This is a genomic window from Frigoribacterium sp. CFBP 8754, from assembly GCF_014841815.1.
In the GTDB taxonomy this organism is placed as follows: Bacteria; Actinomycetota; Actinomycetes; order Actinomycetales; family Microbacteriaceae; genus Frigoribacterium; species Frigoribacterium endophyticum.
Window position 1 is genome coordinate 211,751 of sequence record NZ_JACYUO010000002.1, and the last position, 24,635, is coordinate 236,385.

The following is a 24,635-nucleotide window of genomic DNA, read 5'->3' on the forward strand; positions in this document are numbered from 1 at the left end:
CCGCGCCGGCCGCTCGCGGCCACCCGTCGGACGGCGGACCCTGCTCACAGGGTCCGCCGTTCGTCCGTCCAGGCCGCACACGGCCGACGTCGGACGGGCGTGCTTAGATCGTCGGCGATGATGCAGACTCTCCTCCTCGCCGCAGCCACCGCCCCCGACGCCCCCGTCGACTTCGACTGGGACGCCTTCTGGGCGATGTGGGGCGTGCCGATCCGCATCGCCGCCATCGCGCTGATCGCCGTGCTGCTGCGGATCGTGCTGCACTTCGCGATCCGACGGGTGGTCGACCAGGTCGTCTCGGGCATCAAGCGGAAGCAGAACGTCGACGACACGCAGGCGCTCGTCGCCTCGCCCCTCGCGGCGGTGCGGGTGGTGCAGCGCACGCGCACGCTCGGCAGCGTGCTGAACAACGTCGTGACCGTCGTCATCTCGGCGGTCGCCCTCGTGCTCGTGCTCGGAGAGCTCGACTTCGACGTCGTGGCGATCGTCGGCGCGGCCAGCGTCGTCGGCGCCGGTCTCGCGTTCGGCGCCCAGAACATCGTGAAGGACCTGCTCAACGGCATCTTCATGGTCGCGGAGGACCAGCTCGGCGTCGGCGACGTCGTCGACGTCGGCCCGGCCGTCGGGGTGGTCGAGGCCGTGGGCATCCGCGTCACCCAGGTGCGCGACGTGAACGGCGTGCTCTGGTTCGTCCGCAACGGCGAGATCCTGCGGGTGGGCAACATGTCGCAGGGGTGGAGCCGCGTCGTCATCGACCTCGCCGTCCCCTACGACGCCGACGTCGACGCCGTGCAGGACGCCATGCTCGCGAGTGCGAACGAGCTCGCGGCGACCCCGAAGTGGAAGCGCTCGGTGATCGACGTGCCCGAGGTGTGGGGCATCCAGTCGATCTCCGACGAGCACGTGGTCATCCGGGTCGTCGTGAAGACGCGCTCGGCCGACCGTGACACCGTCGACCGCGAGCTGCGGGCACGGCTCAAGAGGGCCACCGACGCCATGGGCATCACGCTGCCGTCGCTGACGAGCGTCGTCCTCACCGGCTTCGACAGCGCCTCCTCGGTGCAGGGCTCCAAGCCGCCGCACACCGTGCCGACCCCGCACCAGCCCGCTCCCCGGGGGCGTCGGCGATGAGCGGCGGCATCCCCCTCACCCCGCGCCCTGCCGGTGACGGTGCGGCGTCGGGGGCCAGCGGCCCGAGTCAGCCCGCCGACTCGGCACAGCCGGTCACGCTCCGCCGGGGGCTCGGCGACGACGCCGCGCAGGGCGTCTTCTGGGAGCAGATCGGTGGGCGGGCCACCTTCGAGCGGCTCGTGCGCCACTTCTACGAGGGCGTCCGCACCGACGAGCTGCTCTGGCCGATGTACCCGGAGCACGACCTCGAGGGCGCGATCCAGCGCCTCACCGGCTTCCTCGAGCAGTACTGGGGCGGCCCGACGACGTACAGCGACGAGCGCGGCCATCCCCGGCTGCGGATGCGGCACATGCCGTTCACGATCACGCCGGAGGCGCGTGACCGGTGGCTGCACCACATGCGCGCCGCGGTCGACGAGCTCCAGCTCTCGCCCCTCCACGACGCGACCCTGTGGGCGTACCTCGACCGGGCCGCCCACGCCATGGTGAACGCGATGCCGGCGCCCGGCGACCGCTGACGACCGGCGTCGGGCCGACCGGACCTGCGCCGGCCCCGGCGCCGATGCCGTGCTCTGCCCGCGGCTGCGGGTGAGGGTGCGGCTAGAGCAGGCCGCCGCGGCGCTTGACGAGCACGTGTCCCCGGCTCGTCGTGACGCGGGTCCACGGGCCGGTCTCGAGCACGGAGACGGGCTCGTCGTCGCCGAGGAACCCCAGGCTGAGCGCGGCGAACGCGGCCGCGGCGGGGAGGTGCTCCGCGCCGGGGACGGGGCGCGACCACACCTCCGAGCGCACGCGGGTGACGATCTGCTCGCCCGTCTCCGACCCGAGGGCCGTCGCGACCTCGTCGATGCCGGCCGTCGCGGTCTCGCGCAGCTGCGTCTCGTCGGCGGGCGCCAGCCGGCTCCAGCCGCCGCGCGGCGGTGAGATGGCAGCCCAGGTCACCGTGTTCACCTCGACGGGGAGCGTCGCCGTCACCGCGGCCGTGGGGTCGACGACGTCGTTCTGGAGTCGCACGAGGCGCTCGGTCAGCGACCGCACCGGCACCACGGCGTCGAAGCTCGGCCGGTCGACGAGCTGGAAGGTGCGCAGCCCCAGCACGGTCGGGCTCTGGTCGAGCAGCCCCGAGGGGTAGAAGACCGCGACGTACACGGCGAGCACGCCGTCGCCGGCGATCAGCCGGACCGAGCCGTCCTCGACGCGGGCGGCACGCCCCAGGAAGGTCGCGAGGTCGCTCAGGGACAGGGAGTCTGGGAGGGTGAATGTACGGCTCATCGGCCCCCTAAACTACATCGGATGACCGCCTCTCCCCTGCAGAGCCTCCTCTCGACCCTCGACCTCGCGCCGGCCGGCTCGGTCGACGGCCAGGACGTCTTCACGGGCACGTCGCAGCCCGAGCCCCTGGGCCGGGTCTTCGGCGGTCAGGTCATGGCCCAGTCGCTCGTCGCGGCCCAGCGCACCATCGGGCCGGAGCGCCCCGTGCACTCGCTGCACGCGTACTTCCTCCGCCCGGGCGACCTCACCGTCCCCATCACGTTCTCGGTCGACCGCATCCACGACGGTCGGTCGTTCGCGACCCGGCGCACCCAGGCGAGCCAGGACGGCGTGCCCATCCTGTCGATGATCGCGTCGTTCCAGACCCCCGACGACGGTCTCGACCACCAGGTCGACATGCCGGAGGGGCTGCCGGGCCCCGACGACGTGCCCAGCGACTCCGAGCTGCTCTCCGTCGTCGACCACCCCATCGCCCAGGCGTGGGCGAACGACCGCCCCTTCGACATGCGGCACGTGCCCTCGCCGGTGTACTTCCGCGTCGACGGCGCCCGGGTGGCGCACCAGGCCGTGTGGCTGCGCGCCACGGCGCCGATGCCCGACGACGCCGACCTGCACCGCGCGGCCCTGCTCTACGCGAGCGACTACTCCATCCTCGAGTCCATCTACCGGCGCCACGGCGTCGCCATGGTCACTCCGGGCCTCAAGGCCGCGAGCCTCGACCACGCGATGTGGTGGCACCGCGAGGCGCGCGTCGACGAGTGGCTGCTGTACGTGCAAGAGTCGCCGAACGCGATCGGCGGCCGGGGGCTCGCCCTGGGTCGCATCTACGACCGTGCCGGGCGGCTCGTCGCGAGCGTGGCCCAGGAGGGCATGGTCCGGGTGCCGCGCCGTCAGGTGGCGCCGGAGGCGTGACCTCGGGGTCAGGAACGACCCAGGGCTCAGCGCCCGCCGGTGATCAGCGTCGCCGGAAGCTCAGGGGCTCCTCCAGGTACGGCGACCAGGCCTCGCGCTCGACGTCGGAGATGCGCCTCGGCCGGTTCGTCGCTGAGTCGACGAGCACGATGGTGGTGGCCGCCCGGGTGAAGAGCTGCGCCGGCTCGACGCCGACGGGCGACCAGACCTCGTAGCAGACCTCGAGGCTGGCGCCCCCGAGACGGCCGACCCAGAGCTGGATGTCGAGCGGCGCCCGCAGGTACGGGATCGGCACGAGGTACTCGAGCTCCTGACGGGCGATGAGCGTCATCGTCGCCGCGTCGGGCCGCCCGTCGAGCACGGCGGCGCTCGACAGCTCGTCGATGGTGCCGTCGGGAGACCAGAACGCGTCGATGCGCGCCTCCTCCAGGAGGCGCAGCATCGACGCGTTGTTCACGTGCCGGTACCCGTCGAGGTCGCTCCAGCGGACCCGGGTCGGCACGTGCAGGCGGGTCATCTCAGTCGCGCGTCAGCTTGCGGTACGTGGCGGAGCTGGGCTTCGCCGCGTCGGCGCCGAGACGCTCGATCTTGTTCTCCTCGTACGACTCGAAGTTGCCCTCGAACCAGTACCAGTTGGGGGTGCCGTCGTCGTTCAGGCCCTCCCACGCGAGGATGTGCGTGGCGATCCGGTCGAGGAACCACCGGTCGTGGGTGATGACCACGGCGCAGCCGGGGAACTCGAGCAGGGCGTTCTCGAGGCTGCCGAGCGTCTCGACGTCCAGGTCGTTGGTGGGCTCGTCGAGCAGCAGCAGGTTGCCGCCCTGCTTGAGGGTCAGCGCCAGGTTGAGGCGGTTGCGCTCACCACCGGAGAGGACGCCGGCCTTCTTCTGCTGGTCGGGGCCCTTGAAGCCGAACTGCGAGACGTAGGCCCGCGAGGGGATCTCCGTCTTGCCGACCTGGATGTAGTCGTGCCCCTCGGAGACGACCTCCCAGAGGTTCTTGTTCGGGTCGATGCCGCCGCGGCTCTGGTCGACGTACGAGATGTCGACCGTCTCGCCGACGCGCAGGTCGCCGCCGTCGAGCGGCTCGAGGCCGACGATCGTCTTGAACAGGGTCGTCTTGCCGACGCCGTTCGGGCCGATCACGCCGACGATGCCGTTGCGGGGCAGCGTGAAGGTGAGGTCGTCGATCAGCACGCGCTCGCCGAACTGCTTGTGCAGCTTCTTCGCGTCGATGACCTGCGAGCCCAGTCGCGGCCCGACGGGGATGACGATCTCCTCGAAGTCGAGGACCCTCGTGCGCTCGGCCTCGCTCGCCATCTCCTCGTAGCGGGCGAGACGGGCCTTGGACTTCGCCTGGCGGCCCTTGGCGTTGCTGCGAACCCACTCGAGCTCGGACGCGAGGCGCTTGGCCAGCTTGGCGTCCTTCTTGCCCTGGACCTGGAGGCGCTCGCCCTTCTTCTCGAGGTACGTCGAGTAGTTGCCCTCGTAGGGGTAGAGGCGACCACGGTCGACCTCGGCGATCCACTCGGCGACGTGGTCGAGGAAGTACCGGTCGTGGGTCACGGCGAGCACGGCGCCGGGGTACTTGCTGAGGTGCTGCTCGAGCCAGAGCACGCTCTCGGCGTCGAGGTGGTTGGTGGGCTCGTCGAGGAGGAGCAGGTCGGGCTTCTGCAGCAGGAGCTTGCAGAGGGCGACGCGGCGCTTCTCACCGCCGGAGAGGTTCGCGACCTCGGCGTCGCCCGGGGGCGTGCGGAGGGCCGACATCGCCTGCTCGAGCTGGGAGTCGAGATCCCACGCGTCGGCGGCGTCGATGTCCTCCTGGAGGGAGCCCATCTCGGCGAGCAGGGCGTCGAAGTCGGCGTCGGGCTCGGCCATCGCGGCCGAGACCTCGTTGAACCGGTCGAGCTTCTGCTTGATCGGGCCGACGCCCTCCTGCACGTTCTCGAGGACGGTCTTGGTCTCGTCGAGCTCGGGCTCCTGCATGAGGATGCCGACGGTGTAGCCGGGCGAGAGCTTGGCCTCGCCGTTGCTGGGGGTGTCGAGCCCCGCCATGATCTTGAGGATCGTCGACTTGCCGGCTCCGTTGGGGCCGACGACGCCGATCTTGGCGCCCGGGATGAAGGACATCGTGACGTCGTCGAGGATCAGCTTGTCGCCGACCGCCTTGCGGGCACGGACCATCGAGTAAATGTATTCGGCCATGGTGTCCAGTCTATGGGTCGAGCCGTGAGGCGCCGGGGGCGGGATGGGAGAGGTTCGGGGGCCGGCCCCCTGGGGGCCGGAGCGAGGAGGAGCGGGTCGTCACCAGTCGATGGCGCGGGTGGTGCCGACCAGGCAGCTGCCGTTGCCGAGCACCGGGGCGAGCTGGCTGCTGTAGCCCGCGCCGCTGGTCTGGCCGATGAGGCAGTCGCTGCCCCAGAGCACGGAGAACTGCACGGAGTCGGCGGCCCGGCCGATGGACGTGGAGTCGGGGGTGACCTCCATCGCCGCCTTGTCGAAGCCGGCGGCCACGAGGGTGTCGACCATCGAGCGCCCGTCCTTCGCGCCGTTCGCGTCGACGTGCCCGCGAGCCACGAGGTCGAAGTACGCGTAGGCCTCGTCGCTCGTCGAGTCGGGGGTGATCGTCGGGTCGGCGGAGGGCTCGGCGGTCGCGGCGGCGGACGTCGACGGCGCGGGGGCCGGTGCCTCCGTGGTGCAGCCGGTGAGGGCCGCTGCCAGCAGGGCCACGACGCCCAGTCGGAGGGCGACGGGTCGCGATCGGCTCACGGGGCACCTTCCTCGCCGCGGACCCGGGCCGGGTCGCTCTCGACCGATCGTAGCGGTCACCGGTGGCGAGGGCCCCGGCGGCACGGTGCGGGGTCGCCCGCGGCCGGAGCTAGAAGGGCGGCTCGTCGCCGCCCTCGGCGGGGTCGGAGGAGCCCGCACCTCCCCCGGCCCCGGCCGGGACGAGGGGCCCGTCCTCACCGACGGCGCCCCCGCCGGCCGACGACTCGTCGGGGCGCGCGGCGGCGACGGACGCCCAGCCCGGGGCCGCGGTGCCCCCGGCGACCGCCTCGGGGTCGGCGGGGGCCGGCGCGTCCCCCGCCGCGACTCCCGCCGGCGTCGCGGAGGCGAGGGCCCTGCTCCAGGACGACCGGCCCCAGCGCAGGTCGTGGCCGACCGCGTCGGCGTCGACCTCGACGGTCGTGCCCGACTTGTCGCTCGTCTCCCAGGGGCGGATGCGGAGGCGGCCCGTGACGACGAGCCGCTCGCCCTTGTGGACGGAGGCGCCCACGTTGGCGGCGAGCGCCCGGAAGGCCGTGACGGTGTACCAGTTCGTGTCGCCGTCGACCCAGGCGTCACGGGCCCGGTCGAAGCGGCGCTGCGTGCACGCCAGGCGGAAGCTCGTGATGTCGAGCCCGGCCTCGGTCGTGACGAGTCGGGGGTCGGTGGCGACGATGCCGGTGAGGGTGATGGTGTCTGTCATGCCGGGAGTCTCGCGAGGGCGGGCGGGCCCCCCGGCCGGGCCCGCGCCTCCCTGGGGACGGCGCGGGCCCGGGCCGCCCCGGGGAGGGACGGCCTGCGGGGGCTCCCCCTGCCGGCTAGTGCTCGCGGAACTCGGGGTACTCGGCGCCCGGCCCGAGCGCCGCGAACAGGGCACTCTTCGCGACGGCGAGCGTGGGGTACTCCCCGCTGAACTCGTCGCGGCCGGCGAGGCGCACGGTGAAGCCGTGGCTCGTGCGGTGGACGGAGCCGACGGCTCCGGCGGGCCCGAGGGCCAGCCAGGACTGCCCAGTCAGCTCGACCCGGTCGGTGGTCATGTGGTCGCTCATCGTCGAGCACCCTTCTCTCGGTGGCGCCCCGCACGGCGTGCGGGGCGGGTCAGGTGGCCAGGGCGTACCGGGCGTAGGCGCGGCGGACGGCGATGACCTTCGGCCGCGCCACCGCCACGCAGTACCCCTGGCCGGGGTTCTTCTCCGCGAAGTCCTGGTGCTCCTCCTCGGCGGGCCAGAAGCGGCCGAGCGGCTCGACGGTCGTGACGACCCCGCCGCCCCAGGTCGCGTCGGCACGCTCGCGGGCGCGCTCGAGGACCTCGCGCTGGGAGTCGTCGGCCGCGAAGGTCGCCGACCGGTACTGCGACCCGACGTCGGCGCCCTGGCGGTCGAGCTGACGCGGGTCGTGCACCGTGTAGAACACGTCGAGCACGACGTCGGCCGGCAGCACGGCGGGGTCGAAGGTGACGCGCACGGACTCCGCGTGCCCCGTCGAGCCCGTCACGACCTCGTCGTACGTGGGGTCGTGCGACGAGCCGCCCGTGTAGCCGGAGACGACCTCCGTGACCCCCTCCAGCGCGCGGTACACCGCGTCGAGGCACCAGAAGCAGCCACCGGCCAGGACGAACGTCGTCATGGGGCGCACGGTACTCCGCCGACCCGCGATCGACCAGGGGGCGCCGTCCCCCGATCGCTCGGGCCCCCGGCCGGGCCCGGCCCTAGGGTGAGGTCATGAGATCTCCCTTCACCCCCTACGTCGCCGACGACGAGCGGTACTCGAAGCTGGACTACGTCCGCACCGGTCGCAGCGGGCTCAAGCTGCCCCGCATCTCGCTCGGGCTCTGGAACAACTTCGGCACCGACCGTGCCCTCGAGACGCAGCGCGACATCGTCCTCCGCGCGTTCGACCGCGGCGTCACCCACTTCGACCTGGCCAACAACTACGGCCCGCCCTACGGCTCGGCCGAGGAGCAGTTCGGCCGCATCGTGGCCGCGAACCTGGTGCCCTACCGCGACGAGCTCGTCGTCTCGTCGAAGGCGGGCTACGACATGCGCCCCGGCCCCTACGGCGACGGCGGATCGCGCAAGTACCTGCTGAACTCGCTCGAGGCCAGCCTGGAGCGCACGGGCCTCGACTACGTCGACGTCTTCTACTCGCACCGCCCCGACCCCGAGACGCCGATCGAGGAGACGATGGGGGCCCTCGCGACCGCCGTGCACCAGGGCAAGGCGCTCTACGCCGGCATCTCGAACTACGGCCCGGAGCAGACGCAGGCGGCGATCGACGCCCTCGCCGACGAGGGCGTGCCCCTGCTGATCCACCAGCCGCGCTACAACATGTTCGACCGGAAGCCCGAGCAGGGCCTCTTCGAGACGCTGCTCGACAACGGCGTGGGCTCGATCGTGTTCTCGCCGCTCGCCGGCGGCCTGCTCACCAACCGGTACCTCTCGGGCAAGGCGCCGGCCGGGTCGCGGGCGGCCGAGGGCCGCTGGTTCACGGAGGACGCCCTGAGCGAGACCTACCTCGAGCGCGTGCGGGGCCTGAACGACATCGCGGAGGCGCGGGGCCAGTCGCTCGCCCAGCTCGCGCTGACGTGGGTGCTCCGTCAGCCCGCCGTCACGAGCGCCCTGATCGGTGCGTCGTCGGTCGCCCAGCTCGACGACAGCCTCGACGCCCTGAACGGAGCCGAGCTGACCGACGACGAGGTCGCGGCCATCGAGCCGTTCGCCGTCGACGGGACGGGTCGCTGACGGAGCGGACACGGGCCTGACGGGCTCGGCGTCGGAAGAGGGGCGGGCCCGGTCGGGTCCGCCCCTCCTGCCGTCCCCGGCGCCGTCGTCGGGCTCCCGTCCCGGGTCGAGGCGATGTCGGTGGCAGCTCGTAGCGTCAGCCGTGTTCTCGACAGCATCGGCCGGATGACCTCAGGAGCACCTCATGACCAGCACCTCCGCGACCACCCTCCTCACGCCCCCGGCGACGCGTCCGGCGACGCAGCACCTCCCGCTCGCCGAGACCCGCGGGGGCCTGCGCCTCGTCCAGGTGCGCGACGACCTCTCCCGCGTCACGACGGCCTCGGGCGAGGTGCTCGGCTACGTCGAGAGGCACGACGACCCGCAGGGCGACCGGTGGCGGGCGAAGAGGTTCCTGGCCCGTCAGCGGCGCTTCGTCGAGATCGGCGACTTCTGGAGCCGCAGCGACGCGACCGACTGCTTCCGGTTCGCCTGAGCCGCGGCTCGCCCGCGACCGGGCCCCGGCAACCTTCGACCTCGGCTGTAGAGTTCGCGCATGCAGTGGTGGAACAGTCTCGTCCGGTGGGTCCAGAGCGATGACGGGTGGCGCGTCGTCTCCGAGGCGGTGGTGCCGTTCGTGGCGATCCTCGTCGCCGGCGTCGTCGCCGCCCTGATCGGGAGGGCCGCCCTGAAGCGCGTCGTCCGCCTGCACGACGACGAGGCGAAGGCCTCCGCGATCGCGGGCATCGTCGCGGCGTCGCGCAAGGCGGCGACGTGGAGCTCGCTCGGGGCGGAGGAGCGCACCTTCACGGACCACCTCGCCCAGGAGGCGGAGGTCCGTCTGCGCCTCCTGCCCGTGACCGGCTCGGGCCTCGCCGCCTCGTGGGCCGAGCACCAGCTCGGCGAGATCAAGCGTGACTCCGCCAGCTACGGCCACCAGCCCGAGCAGTCGCTGGCGGAGTTCCGCGACCGCCTGCTCGACTGGCAGAGCCGCCCGTCGCGGGCCAAGAAGCTCTTCCGGGCGGACCTGGAGCGGTGGCGCTACGAGGACGCCGAGCAGGCGACCGAGGCCGCACAGCGTCAGCGCGACTGGAAGGCCGAGCGCGACGGGCAGAGAGCGGCACCGGCCTCCGGCTCAGGCCCCGCCGCCGTCGCCCGTCGGGCAGACGAGCCCGTCGAGGTCACGCCGTTCGTGCCGGAGCGACGGACGCCGACGGCGCCCACGCCGCTGACCGACGAGCACGCCGCCTTCCGCCCGACGTCGCCGGCCCGTCACGAGCCCGTGCGGCCCCGCGAGCAGGCGCCCACGGAGGCGATGCCCGCCCAGCGGGACTCGTCCGACGACGGGGACGACGACACCGACCGCTACGGCGACCCGGTCAGCGCGACGCAGGTCCGCGACCGGACGACACCCGACGCGTAGCGGGTGCCCTCGGCTGGGCCGTTGTTCACGGTGCCCTCGGCAGGGATCGAACCTGCGACCAAGAGATGAGAAGCACCACGAAGAACCTGTCACGGTGCCCTCGGCAGGGATCGAACCTGCGACCAAGAGATTAGAAGGCTCCTGCTCTATCCGCTGAGCTACGAGGGCGTGGGCCCCACGATACCGTGCCCGCTCAGACGGCCAGGGCGAGCGCGCCGAGCAGCTGGTCGAGCCGCGGCACCCCGGCGGCGCGGAACACCTCGCTGCCGGCCCGGTCGAGCACCACGATCGTCGGCGTGCTGCGGACGTCGCGGGCCTCCGCCTCGTCGGGCCGGGCGACGACGTCGGCCTCGTCCACCTCGAGCAGCGGCACCAGGGCCGAGGCCTCGGCCACGACGGCGCGGGCCGCGTGGCAGGGGCCGCAGAACGCGGACGTGTACAGCTCGACCTTCATGCCCCCGTACAACGAGGAGGGGCGGGGAGATGTTCCCCGCGCCTCCTCGTCCACCTGCCGTGGCGTCAGAACGTGCCGAACTCGTCGGTGCGGTCGCCGCGGTTCTCGAGGGCGTCGACCGGGTCGCTGTCGGCCTCGTCGAGCTTGTAGTGCACCTGCAGCTGCTCGCCGTTCATCTTCGCCTCGCGCACCTTGTACACGAAGCCGGTCTCGATGCCCTCGACCAGCACGTAGTCGACGATCTCGTCCTCGTAGGAGCCATCAAAGCTGGTGCGGGTGTCGGTGCTGCCGTCGCTCGGGCCGCCCTCGAAGAAGACGACGTACTCGGATCCCTCGGCCACGGTGGGCTTGCTGTCTGTCATGCCACCCTTCTACCAGGAGGCGCGGACCGAGCGCCCAGGTAGGTCGCGCCTCCGGGGCGGCGCCCGAGCCCGAGCGTGTCGGCCCCCGACGCTAGAGTGGCGGCATGGCTTCCACGAACGACCGGCTGGTCTGGATCGACTGCGAGATGACCGGGCTCGACATCGCGGTCGACGAGCTGGTCGAGGTGGCCGTCGTCGTCACCGACTTCGACCTCACGCCCGTGCACCCCGGCTTCACGATCGTGATCAAGCCCGACCAGTCGGCGCTCGACAACATGAACGAGTTCGTCACCGACATGCACACCTCCTCCGGCCTGCTGGAGGAGATCCCCGGCGGCGTCAGCCTCGCCGAGGCCGAGTACGAGGTGCTCGAGTACATCCTCAAGTACGTCCCCACCGAGCAGCACGCCCCCCTGGCCGGCAACACGATCGGCACCGACCGCGCCTTCCTCGCGAAGTACATGCCGCGGGTCGACGGTCACCTGCACTACCGCAGCGTCGACGTCTCCTCCATCAAGGAGCTCGCCCGCCGCTGGTTCCCTCGCGTCTACTTCAACGCCCCGCAGAAGCACGGCGGCCACCGGGCCCTCGCCGACATCCTCGAGTCCATCCGCGAGCTCGAGTACTACCGCCGTGCCGGTTTCGTCGCCGACCCCGGGCCCACCACTGACGACGTCCAGGCGATCTCGAAGGCCGTCGTGGACGAATGGGCCTCGCGGCTGTAGTAGAGTCTTCTCGTTGCGATCGCTCCGGCGGCCGCACATGGTGGGTATAGCTCAGCTGGTAGAGCGCCTGGTTGTGGTCTAGGAGGCCGCGGGTTCAAGCCCCGTTACTCACCCAAAAGGAAAGGCCCTGCCCTACTAGGCAGGGCCTTTTTTGGGTTCCGTGCTTGTCTGGTCTCAGATGCGCGAGCGCATCTGAGACGTCGTCGATGGCTGAGCGTGCGGATCGGTCACGATCGGTGGCTGGGGGCGCGGGTCGGTGAACATCGGTGTCGGATGGGCGCGGACGGGGCGGGGGCGGTACAACTACGGGGTGAAGGTCGCACAGGGCGTTGGGCGCGAGGCGCCGGCGTCGTGGTGGGGGCTCGTCGTCGCCGGGGTCGCCCTCATCACGGTGGGGGTCGGGGCTTTCCTGGCGTACAGCTACTGGGGGTGGGACGGACGGACCACGAGCGTCGCCGTCATCTCGCCTCCTGCAGGTGTCGTCCTCATCGTGTGGGGCATCGGCAGGGGAGCCCGGCAGGTCGTTCACCGCATGCGGCGAGAACGGGCGGCGAGTCGTCCTGCCGACCCGGTGGGGGTCGACTGAGGGCTCAGGCGGGGTGTGGGAGCCTGAACGGGTGAGCGACGACCGAGCAGCCGGCATCGACCCGTCCGAGGTGAGCGCCGAGCAGTTCGACGACATGGTCGTCGCCGAGCTCGATCTCCTGCCCGACGACATGGTCGACGGCCTCGACAACGTCGTCTTCGTCACCGAGGACCGCCCGGAGGACGGCACGCTCGACCTGCTCGGCCTCTACGACGGCGTCGCCCTCACCGAACGCGGCAGCTACGGCTTCGGCGAGCTGCCCGACCGCATCGTCCTCTACCGCGAGCCCCACCTCGCCACCGTCGACCACGTCGACGAGCTGCGCGACGAGATCCACGTCACGCTCGTGCACGAGATCGCCCACTTCTACGGCATCGACGACGACCAGCTGCACCAGCTCGGCTGGGCCTAGCTGCGCCTCCCCGTGCCCCGATCTGGGCCCTGACGCGCTGCGAGGGCCCCGGACGGGTCACCTCGACGGAGACGGCGGCGACGACGTGGGCGACGGCGTCGGCACCGGCGTCACAGGCACCCGGACGACCACGTCGGCGAGCGACCGCGGCCGCTCAGCCGCGAGGTGCGCCTCCTCCTGCCCGGCCCAGACCTCCCACCACGGCTCGTAGGCCGCGCCGTCGCGGGCCAGCGCCCGTCGTCGCCGCTCCCCCGCGTCGAGCTCCAGCCACACCGACAGGGTCGCGAGCCCCGAGGAGGCGCGGGTCAGCGACCCGGCGCCCTCCACCACCACCGAGACGGCCGGGTCGAGCGTCCGCCGCTCCCCCGGCGCGTCGGCGTCCCAGTCCCACGTGGTCCAGCCCGGCTCGCGCCCGACGAGCAGCGACTCCTCGACGACCCGGGAGGCCGCCGCGAGGCCGTGCCAGCCGGGGTAGACGTCGTCGAGGTGCACCAGCTGGACCGGCCCGAGGGCACCGGGCCACGCCGCGACCAGGCGACGCGCGAGCGTCGTCTTGCCCGAGCCGGAGCGGCCGTCGACGAGCAGCACCACGCGGTCGGCGCCGACCCGCGACTCCTCGGCTCGCCGCAGCAGGGCGCCCACGAGGGCGTCGTCGACGGCCGCTGACCACTCCTCAGGCAAGGACGAACTCCCAGGTGCCGGCCACGACGGCCGCGGCGACCGCCGCCGCCGCGATGAGCACCCCGATCGCGACGAGCACGAGGTCGCGGCCCGCGACGCGCGACGGCCGGGCCCAGGTGCGCTCGGCGTCGGAGCCGAAGCCCTTCGCCTCCATCGCCGTCGCCAGCTTGCTGCCGCGGCGCACCGACAGCACCAGCAGGGAGAACGCCTGCCCGCCGAAGCGGCGCGCCGCCGCGACGGGGCCCCGGCCGTCCGCGACGCCGCGCGCCCGCCGGGCGAGGGCCAGCTGCCGCCAGTCGTCGGCGAACAGCCCGGCGAGCCGGAGGCCGGCGAGGCCGCCGAGCACGAACCGCGCGGGCAGGTGCAGCACCTGCGCCAAGCCGTCGGCCAGGTCGGTGGGGTCGGTGGTCGCGAGCAGGACGATGCCCGGCACCCCCACCGCGAGGATGCGGAGGCCGATGGCGAGGGCCAGTGAGAGCGACCCGTCGGTCACGCTGATCCACCAGACCTGCAGCAGCACGGCCCCCTCGTCGCGGCCGTAGAGGGCCGTGACGAGCACCGACGTCGGTGCGGCGATCCACAGCGGGGCGGTGCGACGCAGCAGCTGCCGCGCCGAGAGCCCCGCCCACGGCAGCAGCAGCAGCTCGAGCACGAGGGCGACCCCGGCCGAGACGGCGTCGATCGAGAGCAGCAGCACGAGCGACACGACCAGCGCCGCGAGCAGCTTCGCCACCGGGTTCAGGCGGCCGACGAGCCGGTCGGTCTCGACGGCCGCGAGCAGGCTCACGCGACGGCCTCGCGCCCGACGGGCCGCTCGAGGGCGACGACGTCGTCGGCGAGGGCGGCGACGAACTCGGCGTCGTGCGTCACGGCCACCACCGAGCGCCCCTCGTCGACGAGCTCGGCGAGCAGCGCGACGAGCTCCCGCCAGGTGCGGGCGTCCTGCCCGAAGGTCGGCTCGTCGAGCACGAGGAGGCGCGGCCGCGACGCGAGGACGGTCGCGACGCTGAGCCGCCGCTTCTCGCCGCCCGAGAGCGTGAACGGGTTGGCGCCGGCCAGGTGGTCGAGGCGCAGGCGGGCCAGGAGCTCGTCGACCCGGGAGGCGACCTCCGCGGGCGACTCGCCCAGCGCCTCCGGCCCCACCGCCAGCTCACGGCGGACGGTCGCGGTGAGGAACTGGTGCTCAGGGTCCTGGAAGACCGTGCCGACCCGCGAGAGCAGCTGCCGCGAGCGCCACCGGGCAGGCGACGGCCCGGCGCCGGCGGCGAGCAGCTCGGTCGCCCGGAGCGCACCGCCCGCCGGAGGCAGCAGCCCGGCGAGGGTCAGGGCGAGGGTCGACTTGCCCGCGCCGTTCGGCCCGGTCAGCACGAGGGCGCGCGCGTCGTCGACGACGAGGTCGACGCCGGTCGCCACGGCGGGCCCGCGGGCCCCCCGGCGCCCCACGGCGAGGCCCGAGGCCTCGAGCAGGGGTCCGGACGAGGAGGCGCGGTGCCGGTGGGGCAGGGCGGGCGCGGCCCCCGGCACCCACACCCCCGCCTCCGTCAGCCGGACGCGCTCGTGCCCGAGCACGTCGTCGGGCCGGCCGTCGGCGAGCACGCCGCCCCCCGCGGCGAGCACGACGACCCGGTCGACGACGGGCAGCCAGACCGAGACGCGGTGCTCGACGACGACGAGGGTCGCGCCCGTGGCCTCGACGACGCGGGCCACGGCGTCGCGCACCTCGACGACCCCCTCCGGGTCGAGGTTCGCCGTCGGCTCGTCGAGCAGCACGAGGCCGGGCCTCATCGCGAGGGCCCCGGCGAGCGCGAGGCGCTGCTTCTGCCCGCCGCTGAGCTGGGCGGTCGGCCACGAGCGCGGCAGGTCGAGCCCGACCGCGTCGAGGGCCTCGTCGACCCGACGCCAGGTCTCGTCGCGGGGCACGCCGACGTTCTCGCAGCCGAAGGCGACGTCGTCGCCGACGCGGGCGAGCACGACCTGAGAGTCAGGGTCCTGCAGCACGAGGCCCACCCGCCCGCGCTGCTCGGCCGGCGGGCGGCCATCGACCAGCAGCTCCCCGGTCGCGTCGCCCTCCTCGTCGCCGCCCAGCACGCCGGCGAGGCCCGCGAGCAGCGTCGACTTGCCGGCGCCGGAGGCCCCGAGCAGCAGCACGCGCTCCCCGGGCTCGACGACGAGGTCGAGCCCGGAGACGGCCGGTCGCAGCCGGCCGGCGTGGCGCCACCCCCAGCCGCGGGCGTCGACCCGGGCCCCGGAGGCGGTCGTCACGTCGTCGGCAGCGGTCGGCTCAGACGCGGGCCTCGGCCGAGCGGCCCGAGGCGAAGCGGCTGAGGGCGCCGGTGCGGGCGAGGCCCCGCGCCGCGAGCCACGAGAGCAGGCCGGCGAGCAGCACGCCCGAGACGACGGCGCTGACGCCGTAGACGACCTTGTACTCGATCGCGGTGGCGGCGATCGACGAGAACGAGGTGTCGAGCAGCGCGACGACGACGCCCGCGCCGGCGCCGGCGAGCAGGGCCACGTGGAGGCGCCAGGTCGTGTACAGGAACGCCGCGAGCACCAGCTCGGCCCCGAGGCCCTGCAGCACGCCCCAGATCAGCGTCGAGAAGCCCCACTGCGTGCCGATCAGCATGGAGACGACGGCGGCCATGACCTCGGTGTAGATCGCGGCGCCGGGCTTGCGGATGACGAGCCCGCCGAGCACGCCGGCGAAGAGCCAGCCGCCGGCGAGGAGGCCCGAGAGCCCCGGCAGGAACGACAGGGCGCTGTCGAGCGGGGTCCAGGCGAGGCCCCAGGCCCAGAAGACGACGCCGCAGGCGACGCCGATGACGCTCGCGACGACGATGTCGACGACGCGCCAGCGGCGCGACGGCTTCCTCGGCGAGGTGGCGGCCGGACGTTCGTCGCGGCTCGAGGACGACTCGTTCGCGGACACGGAAACAGACATGTTCTCTCCTCCCTGCGCTGGCATGATCCAGATCAGGTTCGACGGTCGAAGCGTGGATCGCTTCCTCTCAGCCCGGATCACCGGACTCCCGTGTGTGTGCCGCCGAGCATAGCCCAGTCGAGAGGGTCTGCTCGTTGCCATCTGGTATCACAGCAGATACCGTCGACTGCATGCCCATGACCCTCCGACTCGACGACCACGAGGCCGACGCGCTCCGCCGCCGCGCGGCGCTGGAGTCCCGGTCCATGCAGGACGTCGCACGCCAGGCCGTGAGGGAGTACGTCGACTCCCACAGCCGGGCCGACCTCCTGGACGACGTCCTCGACGACGAGCTCCCTCGCTACGCCGAGGCTCTCCGCCGACTCGGCGAGTGATCCACCTCACCTACGGCGAGCTGCTGCACGTCGCACGGCGCGCTGTCGCTCCCGACGTCGTCGTGCGCGACGCCGGCCTGCTCGAGTCGGCCCTCGCGAGGCCGCGGGCCTCCGTGCTCGGCGCGGACGCCTACCCGACCCTGGAGGAGAAGGCCGCGGCCCTCGTGCACTCGCTCGTCAACAACCACGGGTTGGTGGACGGGAACAAGAGGTTGGGGCTCGCCGGCCTGATCGCCTTCCTCGGCCTCAACGGTCGTCGGCTGACGATGACCGAGGACGGCGCCTACGACGTCATCGTCCAGATCGCCGAGGGCGTGCTCGACGACGTCGAGACGATCGCTGAGTGCCTCGTCCAGCACACCGAGCCCCGCCGGGTCAGGCGAGGGTGAGCTGCCCGTCGGCCCGCAGCCACTCGAGCCCCTCGAGCACCGCCTCGACCGTCGTCCAGCGCGGCGCGTAGCCGAGCAGGCGACGGGCCTTGTCGATGCTCATCGAGTGGCTGCGCGAGAGGTGCTCCCACGAGGCGTCGGCCGAGGCGGGGTCGCGCTGTGCCCGGAACTCGTCGAACGTCGCGAACTCGAGCCGTGCCTCCTGCCCGAACGCCCTCGCCACCTGCTGGGCGAGGCCGCGCAGCGTGACCGCCCGCTCGCTGACGACGTGGAACGACTCGCCGACCGCCTGGGCCGGCCGCTCGACGGCGCGCTGGAACGCCTGGGCCACGTCGTCGGCGTGCACGTGGTGGACGGTCTCGAGGCCGAGGCCCGGCATGACGACCTCGCGGCCCGTCGCGAGCGCCTCCCAGACGTCGAGGTCGAGGTTGCCGACCGGGTTGATCATCGGCCAGCCCGGCCCGGTGATGTGGCCGGGGTGCAGCACCGTGCTGGGCACCCCGCCGGGGCGACGCGACTCGGCGAGCAGCAGGCGCTCGATCTCGGCCTTCTGCGTGCCGTACTCGCCGAACGGCGTGCGCCGCGCCTCCTCGGTGACGGGCACCTCCTCCGACGGGCCGTGCACCCAGATGGTGCCGCAGTGCACGAGCACGGTGCCCGTGCCGCGCAGGGCCTCGACGAGGGAGAGCGCCGAGGCGGGGGTGAAGCAGATCATGTCGACGACGACGTCGGCCCCGAGCTCGGCGATCCGTCGGCCGAACGAGCCGTCGGCGTCGCCCGCCTCGCGGTCGAGCTGGACGCGCTCGACCTGCCGCCAGGCAGGGTGCTCGCGGCAGGGGGCGGACGTGCCCCGGCTCACGGCGACGACGTCGTGGCCGGCGAGCACGAGCCGCGGGACGAGGAACCCGCCGACGTGGCCGGTCGCCCCGATCACCACGACCCTCACGAGCGGGCCGCCGCGGAGGGGGCACCGAGGAGGCGCGGGGCGGGCGAGCAGGAGGCGGTGGCTGCCGACGTCGGCAGCGGTGCGGGCGTCATGCCCCGACGCTACCCGCCGGGCGGCGCCGCCGGGCCTGGCCCCCGACCGGGGGTCAGCGACGGTCCCCCCAAGTGCCCACTATCCGGTCACCCGCCGTTCTCCCTATGTTCAGCCTGAGCCGTCAGCGACGCCCGTCGTCCGCACCGACGTCGCCCGGCCCCACCCGACGAGGAGAACGATGTCCTTCAGCCCGATCACCGCCCGCACGCGCCGCCGCGTGCTCTCCACCTGTCTGGCCGTCTCGCTGGCGACGGGCCTCGGCCTCGCCGGCGCCGGCGCCGCGGTCGCCGCGCCCGGCGACGGCTCGGTCGTCGCCGCCAAGCCGGCCCCGGCCCTGCCCGTCGTCACCGGCCAGGTCATGAACTACGCCGTCAACGTCACGAAGGCCAACAACGGCCAGACCCGGAAGGCCGAGCGGGCCGTCACCGCCGCCGCCGGCACCGTCGTCGCGTCGTGGCCCGAGATCGGCGTCGTCATCGCGCAGTCCGACAACGTGAACTTCGCCGCCTCCGTCCGTGCCGACAAGTCGGTCGCCTCGGTCGGGGCGACCCGCACGGCGCCCGTCGCCGCCTCCGACCCGACGTGGAAGGGCGCGCCCGACACGGCCGCGCTGCAGCGCACCGGCGGCTCGGCCTCGCAGCAGTCCGTCGCCGAGCAGGAGGGCCTGGAGGCGGCGACCGCCGTCACGGCCGACCCGCTCGAGGCCCGCCAGTGGGACATGACCGCCATCAAGGCGGACCAGGCCCACCAGGTCACCGACGGCTCGAAGAAGGTGCTCGTCGCCGTGCTCGACTCGGGCATCCAGGGCGACCACCCCGACCTCGCCGCGAACATCGACCAGGGCCGCTCGGCCGGCTGCCTCAGCGGCACGCCCGACACCTCGTACGCCGCCTGGCAGCCCACGACGAGCGACCACGGCACCCACGTCGCCGGCACCATCGCGGCCGGCCGCAACGGCGTCGGCATCGTCGGGGTCGCCCCGGCCTCGAAGCTGAGCTCCGTCAAGGTCGTCAACGACGACGGGTTCATCTACGCCGAGGCCGCCATCTGCGGCTTCATGTACGCCGAGGCCACCGGCGCCGACGTCACGAACAACAGCTACTTCATCGACCCGTGGGAGTTCTGGTGCGGGTCGGACGTCGACCAGGCGGCCGTCAAGACCGCCGTCGACCGCGCCGTCCAGTTCACGCAGCGCAAGGGCGTCGTCAACGTGGCGGCCGCCGGCAACAGCGCCGTCGACCTCGCGAACAAGACCGTCGACACCGGCAGCCCCAACGACACCGTGCCGGTGACCCGCCAGCTCGACGAGACCTGCACCGACATCCCCGCCGAGCTCGACGGCGTCGTGACGGTCTCCTCCACCACCTCGACCGGCACCAAGTCGTCGTTCTCGAACTACGGCGACGGCGTCATCGACGTCGCGGCCCCCGGCTCGAGCATCCTGTCGACCGTGACCGGCGGCGGCTACGGCACCAAGTCGGGCACCTCGATGGCCAGCCCGCACGTGGCCGGCGTGCTCGCGCTGCTCAAGGCGACGCACCCCCGCGCCGAGGGCACGCAGCTCACCGACCTGCTGTACGCCCAGGCCGACGACGTCGCCTGCCCCGCCACCGCGGCGACCTGCGTCGGCACCCCGGCCGACAACGGCTGGTTCGGCGAGGGCCTCGTCGACGCGCTCGACGCCGTGACGGCGCCGTGACCCGTCGCTGAGCCGACACCCGCACCGCCGGAGGGCGCCCCGTCGACGACGGGGCGCCCTTTGCCGTCCGAGGGCCGCCCCCGGCGGCCCTCGGACGGCCGCGGCCCCTAGGCTGGGCCGAGTTCTAGACGGAGGATCGATTGCACACCTGGCCAGGCAACCCCTACCCGCTCGGCGCCACCTACGACGGCGGCGGCACGAACTTCGCGATCTTCAGCGAGGCGGCCACGAAGGTCGAGCTGTGCCTCTTCGACGCCCAGGGCGTCGAGACCCGCGTGCCCCTCACCGAGGTCGACGCCTACGTCTGGCACGCCTACCTGCCGACGGTGCAGCCCGGCCAGAAGTACGGCTACCGCGTGCACGGCGAGTACGACCCGGCCGCGGGCTGCCGCGCGAACCCCGCCAAGCTGCTGCTCGACCCGTACGCGAAGGCCACGAGCGGCGACATCGACTGGGACGAGGCGCTCTTCGCCTACGACTTCGGCGACCCCGACTCGCGCAACGACCGCGACAGCGCGCCGCACATGATGCTCGGCGTCGTGATCAACCCGTTCTTCGACTGGCAGGGCGACCGCCCGCCGAAGTACAGCTACGACGAGACCGTCGTCTACGAGGCCCACGTGAAGGGCCTGACGCAGACGCACCCCGAGATCCCCGATGAGCAGCGCGGCACCTACGCCGGCGTCGCCCACCCGGCCATCATCGAGCACCTGCAGAAGCTCGGCGTCACGACGCTCGAGCTGATGCCCGTGCACCAGTTCGTGCAGGACAACACCCTCCTCGAGAAGGGCCTCAGCAACTACTGGGGCTACAACACCATCGGCTTCTTCGCGCCCCACGCCGCCTACTCGGCGACCGGCGACACCGGCCAGCAGGTGCAGGAGTTCAAGACGATGGTGCGGGTGCTGCACGAGGCCGGCATCGAGGTCATCATCGACGTCGTCTACAACCACACGGCCGAGGGCAACCACCTCGGGCCGACCCTGTCGTTCAAGGGCATCGACAACGCGGCCTACTACCGCCTGATGGACGACGACGCGACGTACTACATGGACTACACGGGCACCGGCAACAGCCTGAACGTCCGTCACCCGCACTCGCTGCAGCTGATCATGGACAGCCTGCGGTACTGGGTGACCGAGATGCACGTCGACGGGTTCCGCTTCGACCTCGCCGCCTCCCTCGCCCGCGAGTTCTACGAGGTCGACCGCCTGTCGACGTTCTTCGAGCTGGTGCAGCAGGACCCGATCGTGTCGCAGGTGAAGCTCATCGCCGAGCCCTGGGACGTCGGGCCCGGCGGGTACCAGGTCGGCAACTTCCCGCCCCAGTGGACGGAGTGGAACGGCAAGTACCGCGACACCGTCCGCGACTTCTGGCGGGGCGAGCCCTCCACCCTGGGCGAGTTCGCCAGCCGCATCACCGGCTCGGCCGACCTCTACGAGCGCGACGGGCGCCGCCCGGTCGCGAGCATCAACTTCGTCACGGCGCACGACGGCTTCACCATGCGCGACCTCGTCAGCTACGACGAGAAGCACAACGACGCCAACGGCGAGGGAGGCGCGGACGGCGAGAGCCACAACCGCTCCTGGAACTCCGGCGTCGAGGGCGAGACCGACGACCAGGGCGTGCTGGCCCTCCGCGAGCAGCGCCAGCGGAGCTTCCTGGCGACGCTGCTGCTCAGCCAGGGCGTGCCCATGCTGCTGCACGGCGATGAGCTCGGCCGCACCCAGCGCGGCAACAACAACACCTACGCCCAGGACAGCGAGATCAGCTGGATCGACTGGGCGAGCGCCGACCGCGAGCTGATCGAGTTCGTCGCCGAGGTCATCAAGCTCCGGCACGACCACCCCACGTTCCGTCGACAGCGGTACTTCAACGGCCGCCCGGTCACCCGCGGCGAGGGCGAGCCCCTGCCCGACATCGTCTGGCTGACGCCCGAGGGCGACGCGATGCAGGAGGGCGAGTGGAACGAGTCGTACGCGAAGTCGGTCGGCATGTTCCTCAACGGCGACGGCATCCGAGGCCGTGACCACCGCGGCGGCCGCATCACCGACGTCAACTTCGTCCTGTACTTCAACGCCAGCGAGGAGACCGTCACGTTCGTGCTGCCTCCCGACGAGTACGCCGAGGGCTGGGAGGTCGTGGTCGACAGCACCGTCGCGCCTCCGGTCGCCCCCGCCACCGCGCCTCCCCGGTCGCTGCAGGCAGTCCGTGCCGCGACCACCCCCCAGCCCCCCTCCTCCCCTCAGGTCGTCCCGGCCCTGAGGGCCGGCGACCAGCTGCCCGTGGCCAGCCGGTCCCTGGTCGTCCTGCGCGCCACGGCTGAGGACCCTTCGTGACCCGACGCGACCACCCCCGCTCCACCTACCGCCTGCAGATCCGCGAGGCCTTCGACCTCGACGCCGCCGCCGCGGTCGTGCCCTACCTGCGCGACCTCGGGGCCGACTGGGTCTACCTGTCGCCCGTGCTCGAGGCCGAGCCCGGAAGCGACCACGGCTACGACGTCGTCGACCACAGCCGGGTCGACCCGGCCCGGGGCGGCGCGGCCGGGCTCGACGCCCTGTCGACCGCCGCGCACGACGCCGACCTCGGCGTGCTCGTCGACATCGTGCCGAACCACGTGGGCGTCGCGACGCCGAAGGCCAGCGTCTGGTGGTGGGACGTCCTGACCCACGGCCGCGAGAGCCGCTGGGCCGAGGCGTTCGACGTCGACTGGGCGGCCGGCGGCGGCAAGCTGCTGCTGCCCGTGCTCGGCGAGCCGGCCGCGGCCGACGGAACCATCGAGGGCCTCGAGATCGTCGGCGACGAGCTTCACTACTACGACAACGTGTACCCGATCGCTCCCGGCACGGCCGCCGAGGGCGACGACGCGGCCGCCGTCCACGCCCGCCAGTCGTACGAGCTGGTGCACTGGAAGCGCGCCGACACCGACCTCAACTACCGCCGCTTCTTCGCGGTGAACACCCTCGCGGGCATCCGCGTCGAGATCCCCCGCGTCTTCGACGAGTCGCACGTCGAGATCGGCCGCTGGTTCCGCGAGGGGCTCGTCGACGGCCTCCGCGTCGACCACCCCGACGGCCTCGCCGACCCGGGCGGGTACCTCGACCGCCTCGCCGAGCTGACCGGCGGCGCGCACGTGCTCGTCGAGAAGATCCTCGAGGGCGACGAGCGCCTGGCCGAGGACTGGGCCACCGACGGCACCACCGGCTACGACGCCCTCGCCGACCTCGACCGGGTCTTCGTCGACCCCTCGGGCGCCGAGGCCCTCGGCGCGCTCGACTCCCGCCTCCGCGACGGTGACGGCCCCGACGACTGGCACGAGATGATCCTCGGCACCAAGCGGGGCATCGCCGACGGGATCCTCGGCAGCGAGATCCGGCGCCTCGCCCGGCTGCTGTCGGACGACGGCCGCGCCGACGACCGCGCCGTCGACGCCCTCGCCGAGCTCGCCGCGGCCTTCCCCGTCTACCGCAGCTACCTGCCGCAGGGGGCCGAGCACCTCGACGAGGCCGCCGAGGTCGCCACCGCGCACCGCCCCGACCTCGCGGCCACGATCGCCGAGGTCGTCGCCGTGCTGCACGACGCCGAGCACCCGGCCGCCGTGCGGTTCCAGCAGACGAGCGGCATGGTGATGGCCAAGGGCGTGGAGGACACCGCGTTCTACCGCTACAGCCGTCTCGCCACGCTGACCGAGGTCGGGGCCGACCCCGCCGAGTTCTCGCTCACGCCCGCGGAGTTCCACGACCGCCAGCAGCTGCGCCTCGCCGAGCGCCCGTTCGGCATGACGACCCTCTCGACCCACGACACCAAGCGCAGCGCCGACGTGCGCGCCCGCGTCTCGGTGCTCGCCGAGGTCGCCGAGGAGTGGGCCGCCACGCTCGAGCGGCTGCGGAGCCTCGCACCGGTCGGCGACGGCCCGTTCGAGAACATCCTCTGGCAGACGATCGTCGGCGCCTGGCCGGCGTCGCGCGAGCGCCTGCACGACTACGCCGAGAAGGCCTCGCGCGAGGCCAGCAGCTCCACCACGTGGACCGACCGCACCCCCGAGGCCGAGGCCTTCGAGGAGCGCATGCACGCGGCGGTCGACGCTGCGTTCGACGACGACCAGGTGCGCCACGAGGTCGAGCGCATCGTCGACGTGCTGCGCCCCGCGGGCTGGAGCAACTCGCTCGGCGTCGCGCTGCTGCAGCTCACCGGGCCGGGGAGCCCCGACGTCTACCAGGGCGGCGAGCTGTGGGACTTCTCGCTCGTCGACCCCGACAACCGACGTGAGGTGGACTTCGAGGCGCGCCGCCGCCTCCTCGCCGACGTCGTCGCGGGCACCGTGCCGCCCGTCGACGAGACGGGGGCGGCCAAGCTGCTCGTCACGCACCGCGCGCTGACGCTGCGCCGCGACCGGCCCGAGCTGTTCACCCGGTACGCCCCGCTGCCCGTGCTCGGCGAGCGCCGCGACCACGTCGTCGCCGCCGACCGTGGCGGCGCTCTCGTCGTCGCCACGCGCCTCCCGGTGTCGCTCGAGCAGGCCGGCGGCTGGGACGACACCGTCCTGCTCACCCGCGGCGGCGCCTGGGTCGACGTGCTCACGGGCCGTCGCCACGAGGGCGGCCACGTCCGCCTCGCCGGGCTGCTCGAGACGTACCCCGTCGCGCTGCTCGTCCCGGCGGACAGCCAGGTCTAGCCGGGCGCCGCACGACTACCGTCGACCCCTGCGGGTCGGCGGTCGTCGTCGTGCCCGCACCCCGCACCTCCCCCG

Annotated in this window: 28 protein-coding genes, 2 tRNA genes and 1 riboswitch; of the genes, 15 read left to right on the plus strand and 15 right to left on the minus strand. The window is 73.1% G+C overall.

Translation table 11 applies throughout. From position 1 onward, the window contains the following. The first annotated feature begins 117 nt into the window (after positions 1-117). Together IFT72_RS07475 and IFT72_RS07480 are read left to right on the plus strand one after the other, a co-directional pair. Positions 118-1,131: a mechanosensitive ion channel family protein gene (locus tag IFT72_RS07475; RefSeq protein ID WP_244634308.1), complete on the plus strand. Its 1,014-nt coding sequence runs from the start codon at positions 118-120 to the stop codon at positions 1,129-1,131. Then, entirely contained in the window at positions 1,128-1,649 is a 522-nt protein-coding gene (locus IFT72_RS07480; protein ID WP_192046051.1) for a globin, read from the plus strand. The genes IFT72_RS07475 and IFT72_RS07480 overlap by 4 nt, the downstream gene beginning before the upstream one ends. An 82-nt stretch (positions 1,650-1,731) precedes the next feature. On the opposite strand, the gene IFT72_RS07485 is transcribed toward IFT72_RS07480, so the two are convergent. After that, positions 1,732-2,403, minus strand: coding sequence for a hypothetical protein (locus IFT72_RS07485; RefSeq protein ID WP_056056467.1), 672 nt, complete (start codon positions 2,401-2,403; stop codon positions 1,732-1,734). Positions 2,404-2,424: 21 nt separating this feature from the next. On the opposite strand from IFT72_RS07485, the gene IFT72_RS07490 reads away from it, so the two are divergent. Then, positions 2,425-3,315, plus strand: a complete 891-nt coding sequence (locus tag IFT72_RS07490; protein ID WP_185233175.1) for an acyl-CoA thioesterase II — start codon at positions 2,425-2,427, stop codon at positions 3,313-3,315. A gap of 43 nt (positions 3,316-3,358) precedes the next feature. Here IFT72_RS07490 and IFT72_RS07495 read toward each other — a convergent pair whose 3' ends face one another. From IFT72_RS07495 to msrA, 6 genes are all read right to left on the minus strand, one after another. Then, positions 3,359-3,832: a thioesterase family protein gene (locus IFT72_RS07495; RefSeq protein WP_192046052.1), complete on the minus strand. Its 474-nt coding sequence runs from the start codon at positions 3,830-3,832 to the stop codon at positions 3,359-3,361. 1 nt (position 3,833) lies between these two features. Further along, entirely contained in the window at positions 3,834-5,519 is a 1,686-nt protein-coding gene (gene ettA / locus IFT72_RS07500; RefSeq protein WP_056056470.1) for an energy-dependent translational throttle protein EttA, read from the minus strand. A gap of 99 nt (positions 5,520-5,618) precedes the next feature. After that, complete coding sequence (locus tag IFT72_RS07505) at positions 5,619-6,083, minus strand: hypothetical protein (RefSeq protein ID WP_056056471.1); 465 nt, start codon at positions 6,081-6,083, stop codon at positions 5,619-5,621. A 109-nt stretch (positions 6,084-6,192) separates the two neighbouring features. After that, positions 6,193-6,783 carry a single-stranded DNA-binding protein gene (locus IFT72_RS07510; RefSeq protein ID WP_056056472.1) on the minus strand — a complete coding sequence of 197 codons (591 nt, stop codon included), beginning with the start codon at positions 6,781-6,783 and terminating at the stop codon, positions 6,193-6,195. Positions 6,784-6,898: 115 nt separating this feature from the next. Continuing rightward, positions 6,899-7,129, minus strand: coding sequence for a hypothetical protein (locus tag IFT72_RS07515; RefSeq protein WP_056056473.1), 231 nt, complete (start codon positions 7,127-7,129; stop codon positions 6,899-6,901). Between the two features lie 49 nt (positions 7,130-7,178). After that, positions 7,179-7,706: a peptide-methionine (S)-S-oxide reductase MsrA gene (gene msrA, locus IFT72_RS07520; RefSeq protein WP_185233179.1), complete on the minus strand. Its 528-nt coding sequence runs from the start codon at positions 7,704-7,706 to the stop codon at positions 7,179-7,181. Positions 7,707-7,801: 95 nt separating this feature from the next. Here msrA and IFT72_RS07525 point away from each other — a divergent pair, with 95 nt between their 5' ends. From IFT72_RS07525 to IFT72_RS07535, 3 genes are all read left to right on the plus strand, one after another. Further along, positions 7,802-8,821, plus strand: coding sequence for an aldo/keto reductase (locus IFT72_RS07525; protein WP_192046053.1), 1,020 nt, complete (start codon positions 7,802-7,804; stop codon positions 8,819-8,821). A 184-nt stretch (positions 8,822-9,005) separates the two neighbouring features. Continuing rightward, complete coding sequence (locus IFT72_RS07530; RefSeq protein ID WP_082514516.1) at positions 9,006-9,296, plus strand: hypothetical protein; 291 nt, start codon at positions 9,006-9,008, stop codon at positions 9,294-9,296. Between the two features lie 60 nt (positions 9,297-9,356). Then, the gene (locus tag IFT72_RS07535) at positions 9,357-10,223 is read left to right on the plus strand and encodes a hypothetical protein (protein ID WP_192046054.1); all 867 of its coding nucleotides are present in this window, start codon (positions 9,357-9,359) and stop codon (positions 10,221-10,223) included. 95 nt (positions 10,224-10,318) lie between these two features. Here the strand turns inward: IFT72_RS07535 and IFT72_RS07540 are convergent. The 3 genes from IFT72_RS07540 to IFT72_RS07550 form a co-directional block, all read right to left on the minus strand. Beyond that, positions 10,319-10,391, minus strand: a tRNA-Arg gene (locus IFT72_RS07540). A 25-nt stretch (positions 10,392-10,416) separates the two neighbouring features. Next, entirely contained in the window at positions 10,417-10,677 is a 261-nt protein-coding gene (locus IFT72_RS07545; RefSeq protein WP_056056477.1) for a thioredoxin family protein, read from the minus strand. Between the two features lie 65 nt (positions 10,678-10,742). Next, positions 10,743-11,039, minus strand: a complete 297-nt coding sequence (locus IFT72_RS07550; protein WP_192046055.1) for an oligoribonuclease — start codon at positions 11,037-11,039, stop codon at positions 10,743-10,745. 104 nt (positions 11,040-11,143) lie between these two features. Here IFT72_RS07550 and orn point away from each other — a divergent pair, with 104 nt between their 5' ends. The 4 genes from orn (at position 11,144) to IFT72_RS07570 (ending at position 12,762) form a co-directional block, all read left to right on the plus strand. Further along, positions 11,144-11,764 (plus strand): oligoribonuclease, encoded by a 621-nt coding sequence (gene orn / locus IFT72_RS07555; protein WP_056056479.1) that lies wholly within the window; start codon positions 11,144-11,146, stop codon positions 11,762-11,764. A gap of 40 nt (positions 11,765-11,804) precedes the next feature. Further along, positions 11,805-11,877 (plus strand) — tRNA-His (locus IFT72_RS07560). A 197-nt stretch (positions 11,878-12,074) separates the two neighbouring features. Beyond that, complete coding sequence (locus tag IFT72_RS07565; protein WP_192046056.1) at positions 12,075-12,350, plus strand: hypothetical protein; 276 nt, start codon at positions 12,075-12,077, stop codon at positions 12,348-12,350. Positions 12,351-12,444: 94 nt separating this feature from the next. Then, a complete protein-coding gene (locus IFT72_RS07570) occupies positions 12,445-12,762 on the plus strand; it encodes a metallopeptidase family protein (protein WP_192046344.1) in 318 nt (105 codons plus the stop codon). 57 nt (positions 12,763-12,819) lie between these two features. Here IFT72_RS07570 and IFT72_RS07575 read toward each other — a convergent pair whose 3' ends face one another. From IFT72_RS07575 to IFT72_RS07590, 4 genes are all read right to left on the minus strand, one after another. Then, positions 12,820-13,443, minus strand: coding sequence for a hypothetical protein (locus IFT72_RS07575; RefSeq protein WP_244634309.1), 624 nt, complete (start codon positions 13,441-13,443; stop codon positions 12,820-12,822). Then, complete coding sequence (locus IFT72_RS07580; protein WP_185233186.1) at positions 13,436-14,230, minus strand: energy-coupling factor transporter transmembrane protein EcfT; 795 nt, start codon at positions 14,228-14,230, stop codon at positions 13,436-13,438. Before IFT72_RS07580 ends, IFT72_RS07575 begins: the two co-directional genes overlap by 8 nt. Further along, positions 14,227-15,705, minus strand: coding sequence for an ATP-binding cassette domain-containing protein (locus IFT72_RS07585; protein ID WP_192046057.1), 1,479 nt, complete (start codon positions 15,703-15,705; stop codon positions 14,227-14,229). Before IFT72_RS07585 ends, IFT72_RS07580 begins: the two co-directional genes overlap by 4 nt. A gap of 19 nt (positions 15,706-15,724) precedes the next feature. Then, positions 15,725-16,381: an ECF transporter S component gene (locus IFT72_RS07590; protein WP_056056482.1), complete on the minus strand. Its 657-nt coding sequence runs from the start codon at positions 16,379-16,381 to the stop codon at positions 15,725-15,727. Beyond that, positions 16,373-16,483: riboswitch (TPP riboswitch) on the minus strand. (Overlaps the previous gene by 9 nt.) A gap of 68 nt (positions 16,484-16,551) precedes the next feature. On the opposite strand from IFT72_RS07590, the gene IFT72_RS07595 reads away from it, so the two are divergent. Further along, on the plus strand, positions 16,552-16,755 hold the full coding sequence (locus tag IFT72_RS07595) for a ribbon-helix-helix protein, CopG family (protein ID WP_185233190.1): 204 nt from the start codon (positions 16,552-16,554) through the stop codon (positions 16,753-16,755). Continuing rightward, positions 16,752-17,144, plus strand: coding sequence for a type II toxin-antitoxin system death-on-curing family toxin (locus IFT72_RS07600; RefSeq protein ID WP_192046058.1), 393 nt, complete (start codon positions 16,752-16,754; stop codon positions 17,142-17,144). The genes IFT72_RS07595 and IFT72_RS07600 overlap by 4 nt, the downstream gene beginning before the upstream one ends. Here IFT72_RS07600 and IFT72_RS07605 read toward each other — a convergent pair. After that, positions 17,131-18,078 (minus strand): NAD-dependent epimerase/dehydratase family protein, encoded by a 948-nt coding sequence (locus IFT72_RS07605; RefSeq protein ID WP_371741214.1) that lies wholly within the window; start codon positions 18,076-18,078, stop codon positions 17,131-17,133. The two genes, IFT72_RS07600 and IFT72_RS07605, sit on opposite strands and share 14 nt — an antisense overlap. A gap of 283 nt (positions 18,079-18,361) precedes the next feature. On the opposite strand from IFT72_RS07605, the gene IFT72_RS07610 reads away from it, so the two are divergent. The 3 genes from IFT72_RS07610 to treY all read left to right on the plus strand — a co-directional run bounded on the left by IFT72_RS07610 (position 18,362) and on the right by treY (position 24,560). Beyond that, positions 18,362-19,882: a S8 family serine peptidase gene (locus tag IFT72_RS07610; protein WP_192046060.1), complete on the plus strand. Its 1,521-nt coding sequence runs from the start codon at positions 18,362-18,364 to the stop codon at positions 19,880-19,882. A 140-nt stretch (positions 19,883-20,022) separates the two neighbouring features. Beyond that, entirely contained in the window at positions 20,023-22,221 is a 2,199-nt protein-coding gene (gene glgX, locus IFT72_RS07615; RefSeq protein ID WP_192046061.1) for a glycogen debranching protein GlgX, read from the plus strand. Then, entirely contained in the window at positions 22,218-24,560 is a 2,343-nt protein-coding gene (gene treY / locus IFT72_RS07620; RefSeq protein ID WP_192046062.1) for a malto-oligosyltrehalose synthase, read from the plus strand. Before glgX ends, treY begins: the two co-directional genes overlap by 4 nt. Positions 24,561-24,635 lie beyond the last annotated feature (75 nt).

Excerpts from the sequence above, each read along its gene's own strand:
- IFT72_RS07595 (WP_185233190.1), top strand. The coding sequence starts at position 16,552 with ATGCCCATGACCCTCCGACTCGACGACCACGAGGCCGACGCGCTCCGC.
- IFT72_RS07485 (WP_056056467.1), bottom strand. The coding sequence starts at position 2,403 with ATGAGCCGTACATTCACCCTCCCAGACTCCCTGTCCCTGAGCGACCTC.
- IFT72_RS07480 (WP_192046051.1), top strand. The coding sequence starts at position 1,128 with ATGAGCGGCGGCATCCCCCTCACCCCGCGCCCTGCCGGTGACGGTGCG.
- IFT72_RS07535 (WP_192046054.1), top strand. The coding sequence starts at position 9,357 with ATGCAGTGGTGGAACAGTCTCGTCCGGTGGGTCCAGAGCGATGACGGG.
- IFT72_RS07570 (WP_192046344.1), top strand. The coding sequence starts at position 12,445 with ATGGTCGTCGCCGAGCTCGATCTCCTGCCCGACGACATGGTCGACGGC.
- IFT72_RS07530 (WP_082514516.1), top strand. The coding sequence starts at position 9,006 with ATGACCAGCACCTCCGCGACCACCCTCCTCACGCCCCCGGCGACGCGT.
- orn (WP_056056479.1), top strand. The coding sequence starts at position 11,144 with ATGGCTTCCACGAACGACCGGCTGGTCTGGATCGACTGCGAGATGACC.
- IFT72_RS07610 (WP_192046060.1), top strand. The coding sequence starts at position 18,362 with ATGTCCTTCAGCCCGATCACCGCCCGCACGCGCCGCCGCGTGCTCTCC.
- IFT72_RS07490 (WP_185233175.1), top strand. The coding sequence starts at position 2,425 with ATGACCGCCTCTCCCCTGCAGAGCCTCCTCTCGACCCTCGACCTCGCG.
- IFT72_RS07515 (WP_056056473.1), bottom strand. The coding sequence starts at position 7,129 with ATGAGCGACCACATGACCACCGACCGGGTCGAGCTGACTGGGCAGTCC.
- IFT72_RS07475 (WP_244634308.1), top strand. The coding sequence starts at position 118 with ATGATGCAGACTCTCCTCCTCGCCGCAGCCACCGCCCCCGACGCCCCC.
- IFT72_RS07525 (WP_192046053.1), top strand. The coding sequence starts at position 7,802 with ATGAGATCTCCCTTCACCCCCTACGTCGCCGACGACGAGCGGTACTCG.
- msrA (WP_185233179.1), bottom strand. The coding sequence starts at position 7,706 with ATGACGACGTTCGTCCTGGCCGGTGGCTGCTTCTGGTGCCTCGACGCG.
- IFT72_RS07590 (WP_056056482.1), bottom strand. The coding sequence starts at position 16,381 with ATGTCTGTTTCCGTGTCCGCGAACGAGTCGTCCTCGAGCCGCGACGAA.
- IFT72_RS07545 (WP_056056477.1), bottom strand. The coding sequence starts at position 10,677 with ATGAAGGTCGAGCTGTACACGTCCGCGTTCTGCGGCCCCTGCCACGCG.
- IFT72_RS07550 (WP_192046055.1), bottom strand. The coding sequence starts at position 11,039 with ATGACAGACAGCAAGCCCACCGTGGCCGAGGGATCCGAGTACGTCGTC.
- IFT72_RS07495 (WP_192046052.1), bottom strand. The coding sequence starts at position 3,832 with ATGACCCGCCTGCACGTGCCGACCCGGGTCCGCTGGAGCGACCTCGAC.
- ettA (WP_056056470.1), bottom strand. The coding sequence starts at position 5,519 with ATGGCCGAATACATTTACTCGATGGTCCGTGCCCGCAAGGCGGTCGGC.
- IFT72_RS07510 (WP_056056472.1), bottom strand. The coding sequence starts at position 6,783 with ATGACAGACACCATCACCCTCACCGGCATCGTCGCCACCGACCCCCGA.